The sequence below is a fragment of the Kibdelosporangium phytohabitans genome (assembly GCF_001302585.1).
GTDB classification, from domain to species: Bacteria; Actinomycetota; Actinomycetes; order Mycobacteriales; family Pseudonocardiaceae; genus Kibdelosporangium; species Kibdelosporangium phytohabitans.
Window position 1 is genome coordinate 6095787 of record NZ_CP012752.1, and the last position, 16640, is coordinate 6112426.

General features: G+C 68.4%; 18 protein-coding genes. 11 read left to right on the forward strand and 7 right to left on the reverse strand.

Features of this window, described 5'->3' with window-relative positions; genetic code table 11:
- Positions 1–121: 121 nt before the first annotated feature.
- The 4 genes from AOZ06_RS27580 to AOZ06_RS27595 are packed head-to-tail and all read left to right on the forward strand — an operon-like array spanning position 122 to position 3571.
- Positions 122–1000 carry an SIS domain-containing protein gene (locus tag AOZ06_RS27580; RefSeq protein WP_054292062.1) on the forward strand — a complete coding sequence of 293 codons (879 nt, stop codon included), beginning with the start codon at positions 122–124 and terminating at the stop codon, positions 998–1000.
- Positions 997–1866: an ROK family protein gene (locus tag AOZ06_RS27585; RefSeq protein ID WP_083471971.1), complete on the forward strand. Its 870-nt coding sequence runs from the start codon at positions 997–999 to the stop codon at positions 1864–1866. Before AOZ06_RS27580 ends, AOZ06_RS27585 begins: the two co-directional genes overlap by 4 nt.
- Complete coding sequence (locus AOZ06_RS27590; RefSeq protein WP_236951756.1) at positions 1863–2744, forward strand: 1-phosphofructokinase family hexose kinase; 882 nt, start codon at positions 1863–1865, stop codon at positions 2742–2744. Before AOZ06_RS27585 ends, AOZ06_RS27590 begins: the two co-directional genes overlap by 4 nt.
- The gene (locus AOZ06_RS27595) at positions 2741–3571 is read left to right on the forward strand and encodes a class II fructose-bisphosphate aldolase (protein ID WP_054296962.1); all 831 of its coding nucleotides are present in this window, start codon (positions 2741–2743) and stop codon (positions 3569–3571) included. Before AOZ06_RS27590 ends, AOZ06_RS27595 begins: the two co-directional genes overlap by 4 nt.
- On the opposite strand, the gene AOZ06_RS27600 is transcribed toward AOZ06_RS27595, so the two are convergent.
- Together AOZ06_RS27600 and AOZ06_RS27605 are read right to left on the reverse strand one after the other, a co-directional pair.
- A complete protein-coding gene (locus AOZ06_RS27600) occupies positions 3541–5604 on the reverse strand; it encodes an MMPL family transporter (RefSeq protein ID WP_218921785.1) in 2064 nt (687 codons plus the stop codon). The genes AOZ06_RS27595 and AOZ06_RS27600 overlap by 31 nt on opposite strands.
- A gap of 290 nt (positions 5605–5894) precedes the next feature.
- Entirely contained in the window at positions 5895–6197 is a 303-nt protein-coding gene (locus AOZ06_RS27605) for an MFS transporter (protein ID WP_218921786.1), read from the reverse strand.
- 88 nt (positions 6198–6285) lie between these two features.
- Between AOZ06_RS27605 and AOZ06_RS27610 the strand changes: the two genes are divergently transcribed.
- The gene (locus AOZ06_RS27610; RefSeq protein WP_054292065.1) at positions 6286–6573 is read left to right on the forward strand and encodes a putative quinol monooxygenase; all 288 of its coding nucleotides are present in this window, start codon (positions 6286–6288) and stop codon (positions 6571–6573) included.
- Between the two features lie 5 nt (positions 6574–6578).
- On the opposite strand, the gene lspA is transcribed toward AOZ06_RS27610, so the two are convergent.
- From lspA to AOZ06_RS27625, 3 genes are all read right to left on the reverse strand, one after another.
- A complete protein-coding gene (gene lspA, locus AOZ06_RS27615; protein WP_236951757.1) occupies positions 6579–7355 on the reverse strand; it encodes a signal peptidase II in 777 nt (258 codons plus the stop codon).
- 17 nt (positions 7356–7372) lie between these two features.
- On the reverse strand, positions 7373–8398 hold the full coding sequence (locus tag AOZ06_RS27620) for a tyrosine-type recombinase/integrase (protein ID WP_054292066.1): 1026 nt from the start codon (positions 8396–8398) through the stop codon (positions 7373–7375).
- 714 nt (positions 8399–9112) lie between these two features.
- The gene (locus tag AOZ06_RS27625) at positions 9113–9478 is read right to left on the reverse strand and encodes a hypothetical protein (RefSeq protein ID WP_054292067.1); all 366 of its coding nucleotides are present in this window, start codon (positions 9476–9478) and stop codon (positions 9113–9115) included.
- 138 nt (positions 9479–9616) lie between these two features.
- Between AOZ06_RS27625 and AOZ06_RS27630 the strand changes: the two genes are divergently transcribed.
- The 3 genes from AOZ06_RS27630 to AOZ06_RS27640 all read left to right on the forward strand — a co-directional run bounded on the left by AOZ06_RS27630 (position 9617) and on the right by AOZ06_RS27640 (position 12557).
- Positions 9617–10480 (forward strand): alpha/beta fold hydrolase, encoded by an 864-nt coding sequence (locus tag AOZ06_RS27630; RefSeq protein ID WP_054292068.1) that lies wholly within the window; start codon positions 9617–9619, stop codon positions 10478–10480.
- A 19-nt stretch (positions 10481–10499) separates the two neighbouring features.
- The gene (locus tag AOZ06_RS27635) at positions 10500–11447 is read left to right on the forward strand and encodes a helix-turn-helix transcriptional regulator (RefSeq protein WP_054292069.1); all 948 of its coding nucleotides are present in this window, start codon (positions 10500–10502) and stop codon (positions 11445–11447) included.
- Positions 11448–11549: 102 nt separating this feature from the next.
- The gene (locus AOZ06_RS27640) at positions 11550–12557 is read left to right on the forward strand and encodes an RNA polymerase subunit sigma-70 (RefSeq protein ID WP_054296964.1); all 1008 of its coding nucleotides are present in this window, start codon (positions 11550–11552) and stop codon (positions 12555–12557) included.
- A gap of 41 nt (positions 12558–12598) precedes the next feature.
- Here the strand turns inward: AOZ06_RS27640 and AOZ06_RS27645 are convergent, their stop codons facing one another.
- Complete coding sequence (locus tag AOZ06_RS27645; protein ID WP_054292070.1) at positions 12599–13183, reverse strand: dihydrofolate reductase family protein; 585 nt, start codon at positions 13181–13183, stop codon at positions 12599–12601.
- A gap of 102 nt (positions 13184–13285) precedes the next feature.
- A complete protein-coding gene (locus AOZ06_RS27650) occupies positions 13286–13813 on the reverse strand; it encodes a DUF4232 domain-containing protein (protein ID WP_054292071.1) in 528 nt (175 codons plus the stop codon).
- 151 nt (positions 13814–13964) lie between these two features.
- Between AOZ06_RS27650 and AOZ06_RS27655 the strand changes: the two genes are divergently transcribed.
- Genes AOZ06_RS27655 through AOZ06_RS27665 form a run of 3 tightly spaced genes read left to right on the forward strand, consistent with a single transcriptional unit; the run spans position 13965 to position 16638 of the window.
- The gene (locus AOZ06_RS27655) at positions 13965–15251 is read left to right on the forward strand and encodes a M14 family zinc carboxypeptidase (RefSeq protein ID WP_054296965.1); all 1287 of its coding nucleotides are present in this window, start codon (positions 13965–13967) and stop codon (positions 15249–15251) included.
- A gap of 33 nt (positions 15252–15284) precedes the next feature.
- Positions 15285–16271, forward strand: coding sequence for a zinc-binding dehydrogenase (locus AOZ06_RS27660; protein ID WP_054292072.1), 987 nt, complete (start codon positions 15285–15287; stop codon positions 16269–16271).
- Between the two features lie 4 nt (positions 16272–16275).
- On the forward strand, positions 16276–16638 hold the full coding sequence (locus AOZ06_RS27665; protein WP_054292073.1) for an STAS domain-containing protein: 363 nt from the start codon (positions 16276–16278) through the stop codon (positions 16636–16638).
- Positions 16639–16640 lie beyond the last annotated feature (2 nt).

The window sequence follows — 16640 nt, forward strand, 5'->3', positions numbered from 1 at the left end:
GTCACAGTAAACAGCGCCGAACGCCAACAACCACGCCCAGTGTTGCGTGAAACTGCATGCTCTGACCTAGTATGAAGCAGAAACGCTCATTGTTGGTCATCGCTACGGGTATCGAGGTCTCATGAGTCACGCGTCGGAGGAGATCGCCAGCCAGCCCGCGTGCTGGCGCACGGCCATCGAGGTGGCCGCGAGCCGCCCGGCCGGGTTGCCGCAACCGGGCGAGCGGGTGGCCGTGATCGGGTGCGGCACATCGTGGTTCGTCGCGCAGGCGTACGCCGCGCTGCGGGAAAACGCAGGCCAGGGCGAGACCGACGCGTTCGCAGCGTCCGAGTTCCCGGTCACCCGCCGCTACGACCGGGTGGTCGCGATCTCCCGCTCCGGCACCACCACCGAGATCCTGCGCGCCCTGTCGCAGATCGGCCGCGTGTCGAAGACCACGGCCATCACCGCCGTCACCGGCAGCCCGCTGCGCGATCTGGCCGACGACGTGATCACGCTCGAGTTCGCCGATGAGCAGTCAGTTGTCCAAACCCGGTTTCCGACGACATTGCTCACGCTGCTTCGCGCACACCTCGGCGAGGACGTGTCCGCGCTGCCCGCGCACGCCGAGCGCGCGCTGACCGTGCCGCTGCCCGAGGACACCGACGGGTTCCGCCAGTTCACGTTCCTCGGCTCCGGCTGGACGCTCGGCCTGGCCAACGAGGCCGCGCTGAAGGTCCGCGAGGCCGCGCAGGCGTGGGCCGAGTCCTACTCCGGCATGGAGTACCGGCACGGCCCGATCGCCATCGCCGACATCGCCTCCCTGGTGTGGGTGTTCGGCGACGCCCCGCACGGCCTGCTCGACGAGGTCCGCGCCACCGGCGCACACGTCGAAGTGTCCCTGCTCGACCCCTTGGCCGAACTGGTGCGCGCGCACCGGCTGGCGCTGGACCTGGCCGGGCGGCGCGGCCTGGACGTCGACACGCCACGCAACCTGACCCGCTCCGTGATCCTGACGTGAGCGTCGTCGCGCTGGACGTCGGCGGCACGCTGATGAAGGGCGCGGTCGTCGACCGCGACGGGTCCACCCGCGCGGCCGAGCAACGCCCCACCCCGCGCCAGCCCGCCACCGTCGAGGCCATCCTGGCGTTCGCCGCCGACCTGGCCACCGCCGCGGGCACCCCGGCCGCCGTCGGCCTGGCGGTACCGGGCATCGTCGACGACACCAGCGGCGTCGCGCGCTACTCCACCAACCTCGGCTGGCGTGACCTGCCGCTGCGTGACATCGCCACCGACCGGCTCGGCCTGCCGGTCGCGGTGACCCACGACGTGCGCGCGGGCGCGATCGCCGAGCACGAGTTCGGCGCGGCCCGCGGCGTCGACGACTTCCTGTTCCTGCCGATCGGCACCGGCATCGCGGGCACCGTGTTCACCGGCGGGCGGCCCTACCGCGGCGCCGACGGCATGGCCGGCGAGATCGGCCACGCACCCGTCCCCGTCGGTGACGAACTCTGCGCCTGCGGCCAGCGCGGCTGCCTGGAGACCTACGCCTCGGCGGCGGCGATCGCCCGCCGCTACGGCGACCCCGCGCTCACCGCCGCCGACGTCGTCGCCCGCGCCGCCACCGACCCCCGCGCCCAGCAGGTGCTCACCGACGCGCTCACCGCGCTGGGCTACGCCCTCACCACGTACACGATGCTGCTGGACCCGACCGTGATCGTGCTCGGCGGAGGCCTGGCCGAAGCGGGCGACACCGTCCTGGGCCCACTGCGCACCCACCTGGCCGACCGGCTGACCTGGCGGGCGGCGCCGCGTCTCGTGCACGCCCAGCTCGGCGCCACCGCCGGCCGGCTCGGCGCCGCGATCTGCGCGTGGAGCCTGCTGTGACCCGCCCCGCCGAAATCCTCACCGTGACCCTCAACGCCGCACTGGACGTCACCTACCAGATCAGCACCCTCAGCCCCGGCGACACGCACCGCGTCCACCACGTGCACACCCGGCCCGGCGGCAAAGGCGTCAACGTCGCCGACGTGCTCACCCAACTCGGCCACCCGGTCACCGCCACCGGGTTCGCCGGGCCGGAACTGACCACCCGGCTGCCCGGATTCGTCCCGATCACCGGCCAGAGCCGCCGCACCGTCACCATCGTCGAACAGACCGGCACCGGCGCGACCCTGTTCACCGAACCCGGACCGGTGATCAGCCCAGGGGAGTGGCAGGCACTGCTGGACCGGTTCGACCAGCTCGCCGCACACGCACGCGTCGTCGTGCTGTCCGGCAGCCTCCCGCCCGGCCTGCCCGCCGACACCTACGCCCAGCTGATCACCCGCAGCCCCGCGCCGGTCATCCTGGACACCGACGGCGACCCGCTGCGCCACGGCCTGACCGCCCGGCCCGCGCTGATCAAACCCAACCTCGACGAACTGACCCGGCTGCTCGGCCGCGAACCCGACCTGCCGGCCGACTGCCACACCCTGGGCGTGCCGGTCGCCGCCACCCTCGGCGCCGGCGGCGCCCTGCTGGCCACCCCCGACGGGACCTGGCGCGCCCGCCCACCCGGCCCCGTCCCGGGCAACCCGACCGGCGCCGGCGACGCGTTCACCGCCGCCCTGGCCCGCGGCCTGGCCTGCCACCAGCCGTGGCCCACCGTGCTGGCCGACGCGGTCGCCCTGTCCGCGGCCGCCGTGCGCAGCCCCGCCGCCGGCTCGTTCGACCCGGCGGCCTACCAGGAATTCACCACCGCGGTGACTGTGGAGGAGAGCTGATGCTGGTACCGACGACCGCGATCGTCGAAGAGGCGATCCGCACCGGGACAGGTGTCGGCGCGTTCAACGTGATCACCCTCGAACACGCCGAGGGCATCGTCACCGGCGCCGAAACCGCGGGCAAACCCGTCCTGCTGCAGATCAGCCAGAACTGCGTGCGCTTCCACGGCGGCCACCTGCTGCCCATCGCCCGCGCCGCCGCCGCGGTCGCCGCCGAGTCCTCCGTGCCGGTCGCACTGCACCTGGACCACATCGACGACGAACTGCTCCTGCGCCAAGCCGCCGACGCCGGCTTCGCCAGCGTCATGGTCGACGCCTCCACCCTCCCGTACCGCGAGAACGTCGAAGCCACCCGGCACGCCACCGACTGGGCCCACCGCGCCGGACTGTGGGTGGAAGCCGAACTCGGCGAAGTCGGCGGCAAAGACGGTGCACACGCCCCCGGCGTGCGCACCGACCCCCACGACGCCGCGAAGTTCGTCGCCGACACCGGCGTCGACGCGCTCGCCGTGGCCGTCGGCAGCTCCCACGCCATGACCACCCGCACCGCCACCCTGGACCTGGACCTGATCACCCGGCTGCGAGACACCGTCCCCGTCCCACTGGTGCTGCACGGCTCCTCCGGCGTGCCCGACGCGGACCTGCGCGCCGCCGTCCGCCACGGCATGGTGAAGATCAACATCGGGACGGCGTTGAACGTCGCCTTCACCGACACCGTCCGCACCGCCGACCTGCGCTCCGCCGACCCCCGCAAATACCTCGCCCCCGCCCGCGACGCCATCGCCCACACCGTGGCTCACCTGCTCGGCGTGCTCGCCGGCGACTGAAACCCCGGCCGCTCGGGCCGCTCGACCGCCCGGCGCCGCCGCGACGGCCACCACGTCCGCTCACCCAGCAACGCCAGCAACGCGGGCAGGATCAGGATCCGGACCACCGCCGCGTCCAGCAACACGGCGAACGCCAGCCCGAACCCGATCTGCTTCATCTCCAACTGGTCGATGAACACGAAACTGGCGAACACCGACACCATCACCACCGCCGCACTGCTGACCATGTTCGCCGACCCGCTGATCCCGTCGACCACCGCCTCCCGCGTGCCCAGACCGCGGTCGCGGGCCTCCTTGATCCGGCTGAGCACGAACACCTGGTAGTCCATGGACAACCCGAACAGGATCACGAAGAAGATCAACGGCAGGTGCGCGCCGACGAACCCGGCCGAGGTGAACCCCAGCACCCCCTCGGCCCACGTGTTCTGGAACACCGCCACGATCACCCCGAACGCCGCACCAGCCGACAGGATGTTCAACCCGGTGCCCACCACCGCCAGCACCACCGACCGAAACGCCACCAGAATCGTCAGGAACGTCAACAGCAACACGAAACCGAGCACCCACGGCAACTGCGCGGACTGGTTGCCGACGTAATCGACGTTCCGCGCCACCCCACCCGACACCGCGACCTCCGCACCGGGCACCCGCCCGACCGTGTCCGCCACCAGCCCCGACCGCAACCGCTGCAGCGACGCCGCACCCTCCTGCGAGCTGGCCGCCGCGGCAATCGGCAGCTCCAGCGTGCTCACCGTGCCGTCCGCCGACACCCGAGGCCGCGCCGGACCGGCCAACTCCGCACCCACCCGGCCCGCCAGCGACACCAACGCGTCCGACACCGCACCGGCCTGCGCCGGCGACGCACGGACCACCACCAGATGCGAGACACCCTCCGCCGGGAACCGCGCCACCAACCGGTCATAAGCCTGCATCTCCGGAATCGCACGGGAAAACGTCTCGTTGCCCTCCACCTTCAACCGCAACCCCGCAGCCGGCAACGCCATCACCACCAACGCCGTCACCCCGACCAGCAACGTCACCGCAGGCCGCCGCAACACCGCCCGCACCATCCGCGGCCACACCTGACCCCCACCCGACCGGCCCCACCGCCGCGCCACCCGCCCCGGATCCGCCCGCCGCCCGAACACCACCAGCAACGCCGGCAACACCGTCAACGAACTGGCCACCGACACCAGCACCACGATGATCGACCCCGTCGCGATCGACGAGAACACGATGTCCCCAGTCAGATACAACCCCGCCACCGCGACCAGCACCGCCAAACCCGACACCACCACCGTGCGCCCCGCCGTCGCCGCCGCCAGCTCGATCGCGGCCCGATGCGTCAACTCACCCCGCGACCGCGCCCGCTCCTCCCGGGCACGCTTGAGATAGAACAACGAATAATCCACACCCACAGCCAGCCCGATCATCAGGATCACGTTGGCCACCGCACCACCCGCGTCCGGGAACACGTGCGACGCCAACGTGTACAACCCCATCGACGCCCCGACCGACGACAACGCCAGCAACAGCGGAACCCCCGCCGCCACGATCGACCCGAACACCACGAACAGGATCAGCAACGTCACCGGCAGCGTGATCATCTCCGCCCGCAACAACCCGTCACTGAGCTGCTTGTTCACCCCCAACGAGTTCGACGCGCTGCCCGTCTGCTCGATCCGCAGGCCCGGCCGCGCCGCCGCCACCGCCCTCACCTCAGCCGCGACCGCCCCGACATCGACCTTCGCCTGCTTGATGTCCCCGGACAAGGTGATCGCGACCAGCAACGTGCCACCATCCGCCGAACGCTGCGCCGACGCCACCTCAGCCACCCCAGGCAGAGCGCGCACCCGGCCCGTGACCTCCCGCGCCGCCGCCACCGCCTCGGGCTGATCCGCCGGGCTGATCAGGACACGTTCCCGAGGCGACGGCAACATCCCCGCGTCCATCGCCAACGCCTCGGCCCGCCCAGCCTCCCCGACGAGGAAATCCCGATTGTCCGGCGCCTTGCCACCCACCACCGCACTCACACCCAGGCACACCGCCACAAACACCACCCACCCGACGATCGCCCGCCAAGGATGGCGCGCACTCCACCTGGCAGCCCGCACAGTCAACGGTGGTGACGTCATGGTCCCGCTCCTCGTGATCAACAACGTGTGACACCGAGTTTTTCGCGTCACACCAGCCAGATCACTGGTACGAGCAGGGCAGTTGACCGTAGGGACAGCCCTACCCGGCAGGCACCGGGATCCGCCGCACCACCAGCACCGCACCCACCCCACACAACCCGATCAACACCAGGAAACCCGCGTCGAAACTACCGGTGGCGTCCTTGAGCACCCCCAACGTCCACAGAACCGCACGCCAGCACATTCACACCCAGCAACCCCACCAGGAACAACACCCGCGGATCCGCCCGATCGGCCAACACACCCACCGGGATCTGCATCACCGCGTACGTCAACGTCGACGCCGCCGCCACCGTCCCGCCCTGCGCGAAACTCAACCCCAGATCCTGCCGCATCAACGGCAGGCACAACGCGATACCACCGGTCACCTGCGCCTGCGAACTCTGACACACCACGATCAACGCGACCGTGAACCCCCGGCGGACGATCACCACGCCAGCGTGCCCCGTCGACCCCGCCCACGAGAAGCAGCCTCGGCCCCACCGATGAGTTTCCCCCGCCCCACCCGTCACGGGACACATGCTCATCATCGCCGGACACGTCACCATCGACCCCACCCAGCGCGACACCTACATCGCCGCACACCACGACCTCATCCGCCGCGCCCGCCACGCACCCGGCTGCCTCGACGGCGCCATCACCCCCGACCCGAACGACCCCACCCGCATCTACGTATACGAACGCTGGGAAACCCGCGACCAACTCACCACCTGGCGCGACACCTGCGACGCACCCCACACCGGCATCCCCATCGACGCCACCCACGTCCGCGAATACACCATCGCCGCCGAACGCCCCGTGTTCTGACCCCGCTACCTGCCCGCCGCGGTGCCCGGACCGTCCGCACCACCATCCTCGGCACCACGATCCTCGGCACCGCCCCGGGCAGGGTCACTGCCGAACAACGCCGTGATCAACAACAACACCGCGCCACAGAACAACGCGATATCCGCGACATTCCCCACGAACCAGCCGTTGTAGTCGATGAAGTCCACCACATGCCCCCGCGCGAACCCCGGCGCACGGAACAACCGATCCAACAGATGCGTGACCGCCCCACCCAACAACAACGACAACGCCACCGCCTGCACCACCGACGCCGGCTTGAGCGCGAACCGCACCAACACCACCACCGCGACCGCCGTGATGATCGTGAACACCCACGTCGACCCCGCACCGATCGAGAACGCCGCACCCGAGTTGTACAACAACCGCAACCGCAGGAACTCACCCAGCACCGGCACCGGCGCACGACCAGCCAACGCCGACTCGGCCCAGAACTTCGACCCCTGATCCAGCGCCACCACCAACACGGCAACGGCGAACACCACCGGCACACGCGCGGCAAACGAACGGGAAGCTGACGTATCCATCACCACCACCCTATGCGCCCCCACCACCACACCCGACACGGGGGAGCACCACCCCCGGCAAACAATTCGACCACCCCACAACCCCGGGATATAAACACCCGCGTGCTCCGCAAGTACCCCCGAACCCACCACCTGGAATCGTCCCGGCTGCAACCAGGCTGAGCACACAATAGGGGAGCGGACCTGCCCGGACAGGCCCGACAACACCGCCAGCACCTCGTGGTGATCGCGGGCTACGAGTCCGGGCTCGTCGTCCCCGGCTCCAGCCCCGACAACGCCCGATAGGTGCGGTTGCCCGCCGCAGCCGCACGACGTTCGCGCCCGGTGGCCTCGATGTAGTTCTGACTCGTGTTCAGGTTCGCGTGCCCCAGCAGCGCCATGATCTCCGCCGCGTTCGCGCCGTCCTCGGCCAGGCGCGTCGCGAACGTGTGCCGCAAGGCGTGCAGGTTCGCACCGGTCGGCACCTGGTCCCGGATCCCGGCCCACTGGTAGCTGGTCTTCACCAGGTAGTCCAACGCGCCCCGGCCGATCGGCTTGCCCTGGTAGTCCAGCAGCAGAGCCGAAACCGGCCCGAACCGCTGATGCGGGAACCGCACCTCGCACGAGGCCAGGTACGCGCCGATCACCCGCTCCAGCGGAGCCTCGATCGGGATGGACCGCTCCCTGTTTGCCTTGCCCTGCACGTGAAGACGCTGCTCACCGGGCCTGCCGACGATCGAACACCGTTGCAGCGCCCGCACTTCCGCCGACCGCAACCCGGCGACCAGGCCGAGCGCGATCACCAGGACGTCCCGCTCCGGCCACGGATCACGTGCCTTGCGCGCCCCGGCGGCCGCGGCGGCGATGAGCCGTTCCGGGGTGTCCTCGCCGCGCAGGGGCTTGGGCGAGGGGAGCGGCGCCTTCGGCCGGACGACCGCGCCCATGGGGTTGCCGTCGAGCATTCCGTCCGCGACGCAGAAGTTGAGGAACTGGTTCCAGGTCGACCACGCGCGGGCGACGGAGCTCTTGGCGTGCCCGTCGGCGAAATCACCGAACGCTGTTCGCAGGGCCTGGACGGTGAGGTCCTGGATGGTCAGGTGCTCGACGGGTCTGCCGGTGGTGCCGGCCAGCAGGGTAGTGATGCCGGAGAGGTCACGGCGGTAGGCGGCGGTGGTGTGCGGGGAGTCCTTGCGGGGTTTGCGGGCGAGGAAGAACGCGTCCTGGGCGTCGAGCAACAGCAGCACGTGATCTTGATACCGGTAACCACCGACAATCCGCATTTCACCCCCCGTTGAATTCATGCATAACAGTCATTATGCATGAAACCGGACAGAGCCTCGATCGGGAGGGTGGTGACATCACCTGGAAACGTCACGGTGACGTTTACAGGTTGACGGACAGTCACAGCCGAGCCAGGGCGGGCGTTCGCCCAAGGCCCGCCGACGTTCGCCGGGGCGTAACCAGCTGACGGTTGCCACACGACGTTGACGCGTCGAGCTGTGCCGTCCGCCAACGGGAATCCCGTCAGCCAGCGAGCTCAAGCCTGGCGCGTCTCAGTCAGCCAACACGGAGACGCCCAGACAACGCGTCGTGATGGATCGGCGGTGAAAATCGGCGCTGGCAGCTTCTCTCAGCGATCTTCACCAGGTCGTCATAAGTTCGATAATCTACATTATGTCAAGTAATGGACATCGGGCCGCTCTCCCTCCGAGTGGAGATCATCACTGCGGCGCCTGGACCGAAGGTGGCTCGTCACGGCGCCGTGAACGCATCACGCGTGCGTGGGGTTCGAGCATCTGACGGGCTCGGACCGACTGCGTGAGATGACCGGCGGGCCCTTCAGCGTCCTCTGGACCCAGTTGCCGTTCCCGGTGACCAACTCGTGCAGATGACGAGTCCTGCTCCCCTGCCTCCAACCGGACAGTTCGGACAACCCGGCTCGGAGGCAGGCGCCGGCACGACTTTCCTGGCTGCGTGCCGGATGGCGGCGGTGGTCAGGTTTCGTCGTCCAGTTGTTCGGTGGCGAGGTCGAGTGAGGCCTTTTGCAGGATGGCGGGGATGTCGGCGTCGGGACAGTCCCGCTCGTAGGCGGCGGCGACTTCGACGAAGGCTTTGACGCATCCGTTGACCATCTGCTGGGCACGTCGGCTGAGTTCTTCGGCGACTTCCTGGGCGACCTGGCGTACGACGGTGTCGCACTCGTTGGGGACGTTGCTGATGTCGATGTGGAGGTCGAGTACTCCTTGGCGCAGTACGGTGAGGGCTTCTTTGATGTCGGCGGTGGTGCTCCCCCGGGTGGCTCCGTGTGCGACGGTCAGGATGCCGACTCCGGCTTGCATCACTTCGGTCCTGCTGATCACGGGGACAGCATCGCATGTGTTGGCGGTGACGACCTGTCGTCTGGTGGGGTGGGGTGTCGTCTCGTGTGGGTGATGGACCTGGCCGCAATGATTACTCCGTGGTAACTTACTGTCGGTAACCTTGTGGAGGGCTGCGCTATGACCTCGGTGCGCCGGATCGATTCCTTCCGTCATGACGGGCTCACGTTCGATGTCCGGGACACGGGTCCGCCGGATGGCGTTGTTGTCGTGTTGCTGCACGGGTTCCCGCAGACCGGGTCGTCGTGGGCGGCGACGGCTGCCGTGCTCAACCAGCGGGGGTTCCGCACGATCGTGCCCGATCAGCGGGGCTACTCCCCTGGCGCGCGTCCTCGGGGCCGGTTCGCGTACCGGATGAGTCGCCTGGTGGCCGACGTGGCGGCGTTGGTGCACGAGATCGGCGCGGGGCCGGTGCATCTGGTGGGACACGATTGGGGCGCGGCGGTCGCGTGGTCGGTGGCGGCGCGGCGGCCTGAGTTGGTGCGGTCGTTGACGTCGGTGTCGGTGCCGCACAATCTGGCGTTTTTGCGGGCGATGGTGTCGGGTGATCAGTTGCTGCGGTCGTATTACATGGCGTTGTTCCAGGTGCCGTGGGTGCCTGAGTTGTTCGTGCGGGCGTTTCCGGGGCTGCTGGCGCGGTCGTTGGCGCGGACGGGTATGACCGTGGCGCAGGTGGGTCGGGTGCAGTCGGAGATCGTGCGTGGTGGGGCGTTGACGGGTGCGTTGAACTGGTATCGGGCGATGGCGTTGCAGGATCCGAGGTTGCTGCGTGCGCGGGTGACGGTGCCGACGACGCATGTGTGGAGTGATGGGGATCCGACGTTGTCGCGGCGGAGTGCTGAGTTGGCTGGTGAGTATGTGCGTGGGAGGTATCGGCTGGAGGTGTTGAGCGGGGTGAGTCATTGGGTGCCGGAGGAGGTGCCGTCGGTGTTGGCGGACATCATCCAGCGGTCGGCGGACGCGGGGTTCTCGCGGGCGGGTTAGTGGTTGGCAGACTTGGGGTGTGCGTGCGGATCGGCTTGTCGCTCTTGTGTTGTTGATGCAGTCGCGTGGGTTGGTGACGGCGGCGGAGGTGGCTGCGGAGTTGGAGGTCTCGGTGGCGACGGCGCGGCGGGATTTGGAGGCGTTGTCGTCGGCGGGGGTTCCGGTGTATCCGCAGTCGGGGCGTGGTGGTGGGTGGCGGTTGGTGGGTGGTGCGCGGACGGATTTGAGTGGGTTGACGGCGGCTGAGGCGCGGGCGTTGTTCTTGCTGGTGGGTCCGGCCGCGGCGGTCGCTCCGGAGGTGAAGGCGGCGTTGCGGAAGTTGGTGCGGGCGTTGCCGGACACGTTCCGGGCGGACGCGGAGGCGGCGGCGAGTGCGGTGGTGGTGGATTCGAGTGGGTGGGGTGAGCGGGAGCGGGTCCGGTCGGGGGTGGTGGAGGTGTTGCAGGCGGCGGTGGTGCGGCGGGTGCTGGTGCGGTTCGGGTATGCGAGTCGTGGGCGTGAGGTGGTGGAGCGTGTGGTGGATCCGTGGGGGTTGGTGGACAAGGACGACGTTTGGTATTTGGTGGCGGGGACGGAGGGTGGTCGCCGGACGTTCCGGGTTGATCGGATGGTGGGTGTGGTGGTGACGGACTCCCCTGCCGCGGGTCGTCCGGCTGGTTTTGATTTGTCGGTGGTGTGGGATGAGGTGGTTGAGGAGGTGGAGCGGCGGCGGGGTGTGGTGTCGGCGGTGGTGGTGGCGCAGGCGCGGCATGTGCGGGTGTTGCGGGATCAGTTCGGGCGGCAGTGTGAGGTGGTGGGTGAGGTGGGTGATGGTCGTGTGCGGGTTCGGGTGGCGGCGTCGGCGCCGTTGATGATCGCGCAGGTGTTGGCGGGGTGGGGTGCGTTGGTGGAGGTTGAGGAGTCGGATGTGGTGCGGGCTGAGTTGGCGCGGTTGGGGTCGGAGTTGGTGGCGCGGTACGCGGGGTGAGGTGTGGGCTGTCGTGGCGGTGTCGGTGCTTCACCGATCAGAAATGCTTCGCCGTGTCGTCAGTTCTGGTAGTCCCTTGCACCGGTGGAAGGATTGATGACCATGGTCGACGCTGGGTCGCTGGGTGCCGATGAGGCGACGTTCGTCGCGGTGGTTCGTTCGGGCGATCCGGCGCGGTTCGCGCTTTTGACCGAGCGCCATCGGCGTGAGCTGCAGGTGCATTGCTATCGGATGCTGGCGAACTACGAGGATGCCCGTGACATGACGCAGGAGACGTTCCTGCGGGCGTGGAACAAGCGGGAGTCGTTCGAGGGCCGCGCTGCGTTGCGGACGTGGCTGTATCGGATCGCGACGAACGTCTGCCTTGACTTCCTGGGTAAGCGCGATGACCGCGCGCCTGTGGCGTCGGGGCTGTCGGAGCCGGGCTCGGAGGTGCTGTATCTGCAGCCGTTTCCCGATCGGATGCTGCCTGAGGATCCGCAGGAGTCGGTGGTGGCGCGGGAGACGATCGAGTTGGCGTTCATCGTGGCTGTCCAGTACCTGCCGCCGCGGCAGCGGGCGGTGTTCATCCTGCGTGACGTTCTGGGCTGGCCGGCGTCGCAGGCTGCTGATGTGCTCGAGGTGACGGTCGCGTCGGTGACCAGTGCGTTGCAGCGGGCGCGTGTGACGGTGCGTGGGCGGTTGCCTGGTCGTCGTCTTGACTGGCGCAGCCCCGCTGCTCATGTGTTGTCGGATGGTGAGCGTGGTGTGGTGAGGGCGTATATGGATGCGCATGAGCGCAACGACTTGGACGGGTTGAGGTCGTTGCTGCGCGAGGAGTTGCGCTTTGCGATGCTGCCTGAGTTGGGCACGGTGGTCGTGTCGGCTGGGGACGCGGTGGATGGCTGGGTGTCGGGTGGGTTGTTCCAGCGTGGCCGCGATGATTGGCGCTGTGTCGCCACGGTGGTGAACCGTATGCCTGCTGCCGTGTTGTACCTGCGTGCTCCAGGGGGTCTGGAGTATCGGCTGTTCGCCGTCGCGGTGCTGCACATCGTCGGTGGGAGGATTGCCGAGCTCACCGGGTTCGACGCGGCCGGCAAACCATGGCTGGGTCTGCCGGCGGCTTTGTGATCACACCTATCCCCTGTCGTTGACGAGTTCGCCGGTCGTGCTCATCGTCTTGTCTCGTATCGGGTCAGTGTCACGCCGCCGGGGAACGTCCGGGTTTCGGTCAGGGTGAGGTTCACCCAGTTGTCCAGGGCGGTGAAGAACGGTGTGCCGCCGCCTACCAGGACGGGCGCGGTGACCAGTACGTATTCGTCGATCAGCCCCGCTCGCATGGCTGCTGCGGCGAGTGTCGCGCCGCCGATGTCCATCGGGCCGGTGTCCTCGGTTTTGAGCCGGGTGATCTCGGTGACCGCGTCGCTGGTGACTTGGCGGGTGTTCCAGTCGACGGTGCTGGTGGTCGAGGTGAACACCACTTTCGGCATGTCTCGCCAGCGGTGGGCGTATTCGATCGTCGGCGGGGTGGCGCCGGGCTGCTGGTCGGCGGTTGGCCAGTGGGAGCTCATCGCTTCCCAGAGTTTGCGCCCGTAGAGTGCCAGGCTGGTCGTGGCGACGCGGTCGGACCACCATTGGAACAGTTCGTCGCTCGGTGACGAGTCGGGTCCGTCTCCCCCGCTCCAGCTGAGGTCGTCGCCGGGTGCGGCGATGTAGCCGTCCAGCGTCACGTTCATGCCGAAGGTCAGTTTCCGCATGGTGTCAGTCTCCTGTGAGTCGGTCTCACGTACAGACGGGCGTGGCGCGGAAACCTGATCGGTGTGCGGGTGGTCCTCGTGTGGCGGGGCGTGGTGAGCGTGTCAGGGGGTGGGTTTTGCCCAGGCGCTGACGCCGAGGGTGGTGGTGTTGCCGAGGTCGATGCCGCCTTGGGGTTGGGTGATGTGTCGTTTGGCGCCGGGTGTGGGTGCGATGTCGAGGTAGGTGCCGAGGGTGGCTTTGCGGTCGGTTTGGGTGACGAGGTTGCGCCAGAGCAGTGCGGCGTGGACGGTGTCGCCGGGGTGGAGGGTGATGGGTTGGGGTGGGGTGTCGAAGTCGTCGATGGTGGCGACGCCGTTGGTGCCGTGGCCGATGGTGAGTGGGAGTGGGTGGAAGGTGTCGTCGAGGACGCGGATGTCGGGGTAGCCGTTGATCTGGGTGGGTGTGGTGGTTTCGTTGGTCAGTTGGATGCCGAGGGTGCGCAGGCCCATGGCGCCGTCGACGGTGCCGAGCCGGATCGTCAGGTCTGGGGTGGGTGTGGTGGTGGACGGGGGTGGCGGCATGGGCAGGGGTTGGGGTCTGCCGCAGGCGGTGAGGGCGAGGAGGGCGGTGAGGATGAGCAGGTGTCGCACATGATCATCCTTTCAGGCGATACTGTCCGTTTACATGTGACCACCGTTCGTAGGTTCTAATCACAGGCATGTCACTCCATACTCGCGTTCGGTACGGCGGCCGCGATCTTCCTCCCTGCCTTGGCCGTCGGCCCCCTGTGGAGGTGTGTCGATGAAGCTCCGGATCGGTTTCGTCGCGGCCGTGCTGGCGGCACCGTTGGTGGTGTCGAGCACGACGTCCGCGGCTCAGCCCGACCGCACGCCGTATTACTGGCAGGTGCCCCATGCCGATGAGCATGTGCTGGCGGATTTGGGTTTCGATGTCGAGCACGGTGACGGTGGCGCGGTGCAGGTGGTGGGTGACGAGCTGACCGCGGTGCGGTTGCGCGGGTTGGGTTACCGGCCGTCGAAGTTCGACACGGTGTACAAGCCGGTGCTGCCTCAGGCGCGGGATGTGGGGGTGCAGTCGTTTTACGGCGGGTATCACACGTCGGCGGAGCACGCGAAGCATGTGACGGATGTGGCGGCGGCGTATCCGGCGTTGACGCAGGTGTACGACATCGGTGACAGCTGGCGTAAGACGCAGGGTCAGGGTGGGCATGACATCCGGGCGATCTGCATCACGAAGAAGCAGGCCGGGGATTGTGCGTTGAGCCCGAATTCGGCGAAGCCGCGGTTCGCGTTGATCGCGCAGTTGCACGCGCGGGAGCTGGCCACGGGTGAGGTGGCGTGGCGGTGGATCGATTTCCTGACCAAGGGGTATGGGTCGGATGCCGAGGTGACGTCGATTCTGGACACCACGGAGTTGTGGGTGGTGCCGATCGCGAACCCGGATGGTGTGGACATCGTGGCGTCGGGTGGGAATTCGCCGTTGATGCAGCGCAAGAACGCGAACAACCCGACGGGGTGTTCGGGTGCGACGGGTGGGGTGGATCTGAACCGGAACTCGACGTTCAAGTGGGGCAAGGCGGGCACGAGCCGGTGTGGTGAGACGTATCAGGGCACGTCGGCCGGGTCGGAGCCGGAGACGCGGGCGTTGGAGGCGTGGTTCAAGCAGTTGTTCCCGGACCAGCGTGGCCCGGGTGACAAGGATCCGGCGCCGGTGACGACCAAGGGTGTGATGATCACGGTGCACAGCTACGGCAATTTGATCATGCCGCCGTGGGGGTGGACGTGGGATGCGAACCCGAACGCGGCGGGGTTGAGGGCGTTGGGGCAGAAGATGGCGGCGTTCAACTCGTACACGGTGGTGGCCGAGGGTGACACGACGGGGACGACGGACGATTTCACGTACGGCAACCTGGGTATCGCGAGTTACACGTTCGAGCTGGGTTCGGGTAGTGGGAGTTGTGGTGGGTTCTTCCCGCAGTACTCGTGTGTGGACAGTTTGTTCTGGCCGCGTAACAAGGGTGCGTTCCTGACGGCGGCGAAGGCGGCGAAGGCCCCGTACGCGGGTTGACCTCGATCTGGGTTGAGGTTGCAGGCTGGGCGAATGAGTTCACGTGCGATTCGGCAGTACGAGTTCGGCCCGGCTGATGTGTTGGTGTTCGAGGAGGTGCCTGCCCCGGTCCCTGACCGGGGTCAGGTGCGTGTGCGGGTGGCGGCGGCGGGTGTGCACGTGCTGGACACGTCGATCCGCCGTGGGGAAAGCGGTGGGCCGATGCCGTTGCCGCGGTTGCCGATGACGCCTGGGCGTGAGGTGGCTGGGGTGGTGGACGCGGTGGGTGAGGGTGTCGGTGATGGGTGGGTGGGCAGGCGGGTGGTGGCGCATCTGGGGATGACCAGCGGTGGGTATGCGGAGTTGGTGGTGGTGAACGCGGAGTCGGTGCATGAGGTGCCGGACGGGGTGGGGTTCGAGCAGGCGGTGGCGATGATCGGCACTGGTCGTACGACGTTGGCGGTGGTGGAGTTGGCGGGGTTGACCGCGGGTGATGTGGTGCTGGTGCCTGCGGCGGCGGGTGGGATGGGTGCGTTGCTGGTGCAGGCGGGGCGCAATGCGGGTGCGTTCGTGGTGGGGTTGGCTGGTGGTGCGGAGAAGGTCGCTCGGGTGCGGGAGTTGGGTGCGGATGTGGTGGTGGATTACCGGGCTGAGGGGTGGGTGGAGCGGGTGCAGGAGGGGCTGGGTGGGCGTGAGCTGACGGTGGTGTTCGACAGTGTCGGTGGTGAGGCCGGGCGGGTGGGGTTCGAGCTGCTGGGTTTGGGTGGGCGGATGTTGATGTTCGGGTATTCCGCGGGTGAGCCGACGCGGTTCACGCCGGGTGAGGTGATCGGGCGGGGGTTGTCGGTGACGGCGGCGTTCCGGGCGCGGATCGCGAACCGGCCGGGTGGGTTGCGGGGGTTGGAGTCGGAGTCGTTGGCGGCGTTGGCCAAGGGTGAGCTGGTGCCGTTGACGCAGTCGTTCCCGTTGGCGGACGCGGCGGCGGCGCATCGGGCGTTGGAGACACGCGGCACGGTGGGCAAGGTGGTGCTGGTGGCGTGATGCGATGATGTCGCGCATGTCTTCCGCTGAGTTTCAGTCGTTGTCGATCGAGGTTGGGCAGGGCCCGTCGGGGCCGGTGTTGTCCGTGCGGGGTGAGGTCGACACGGTGACCGCGCCGGAGTTGCAGGCGGGTGTCGAGCAGGCGATGCCGGGGTCGGGGCGTGTGCTGGTGGTGGATTTGAGTGGCGTGACGTTCCTGAGTTCGGCGGGGTTGTCGGTGTTGGTGCAGGCGCATCAGCGGGCCGGTGAGGCCGGGTGTGAGGTGCGGATCGTGACCAATGCGAGTACGGCGCGGGTGTTTCAGTTGACGGGGTTGACGGAGACGTTGCGGTTGTTCGATTCGGCGGACGCGGCGCGGGAGGCGTGAGG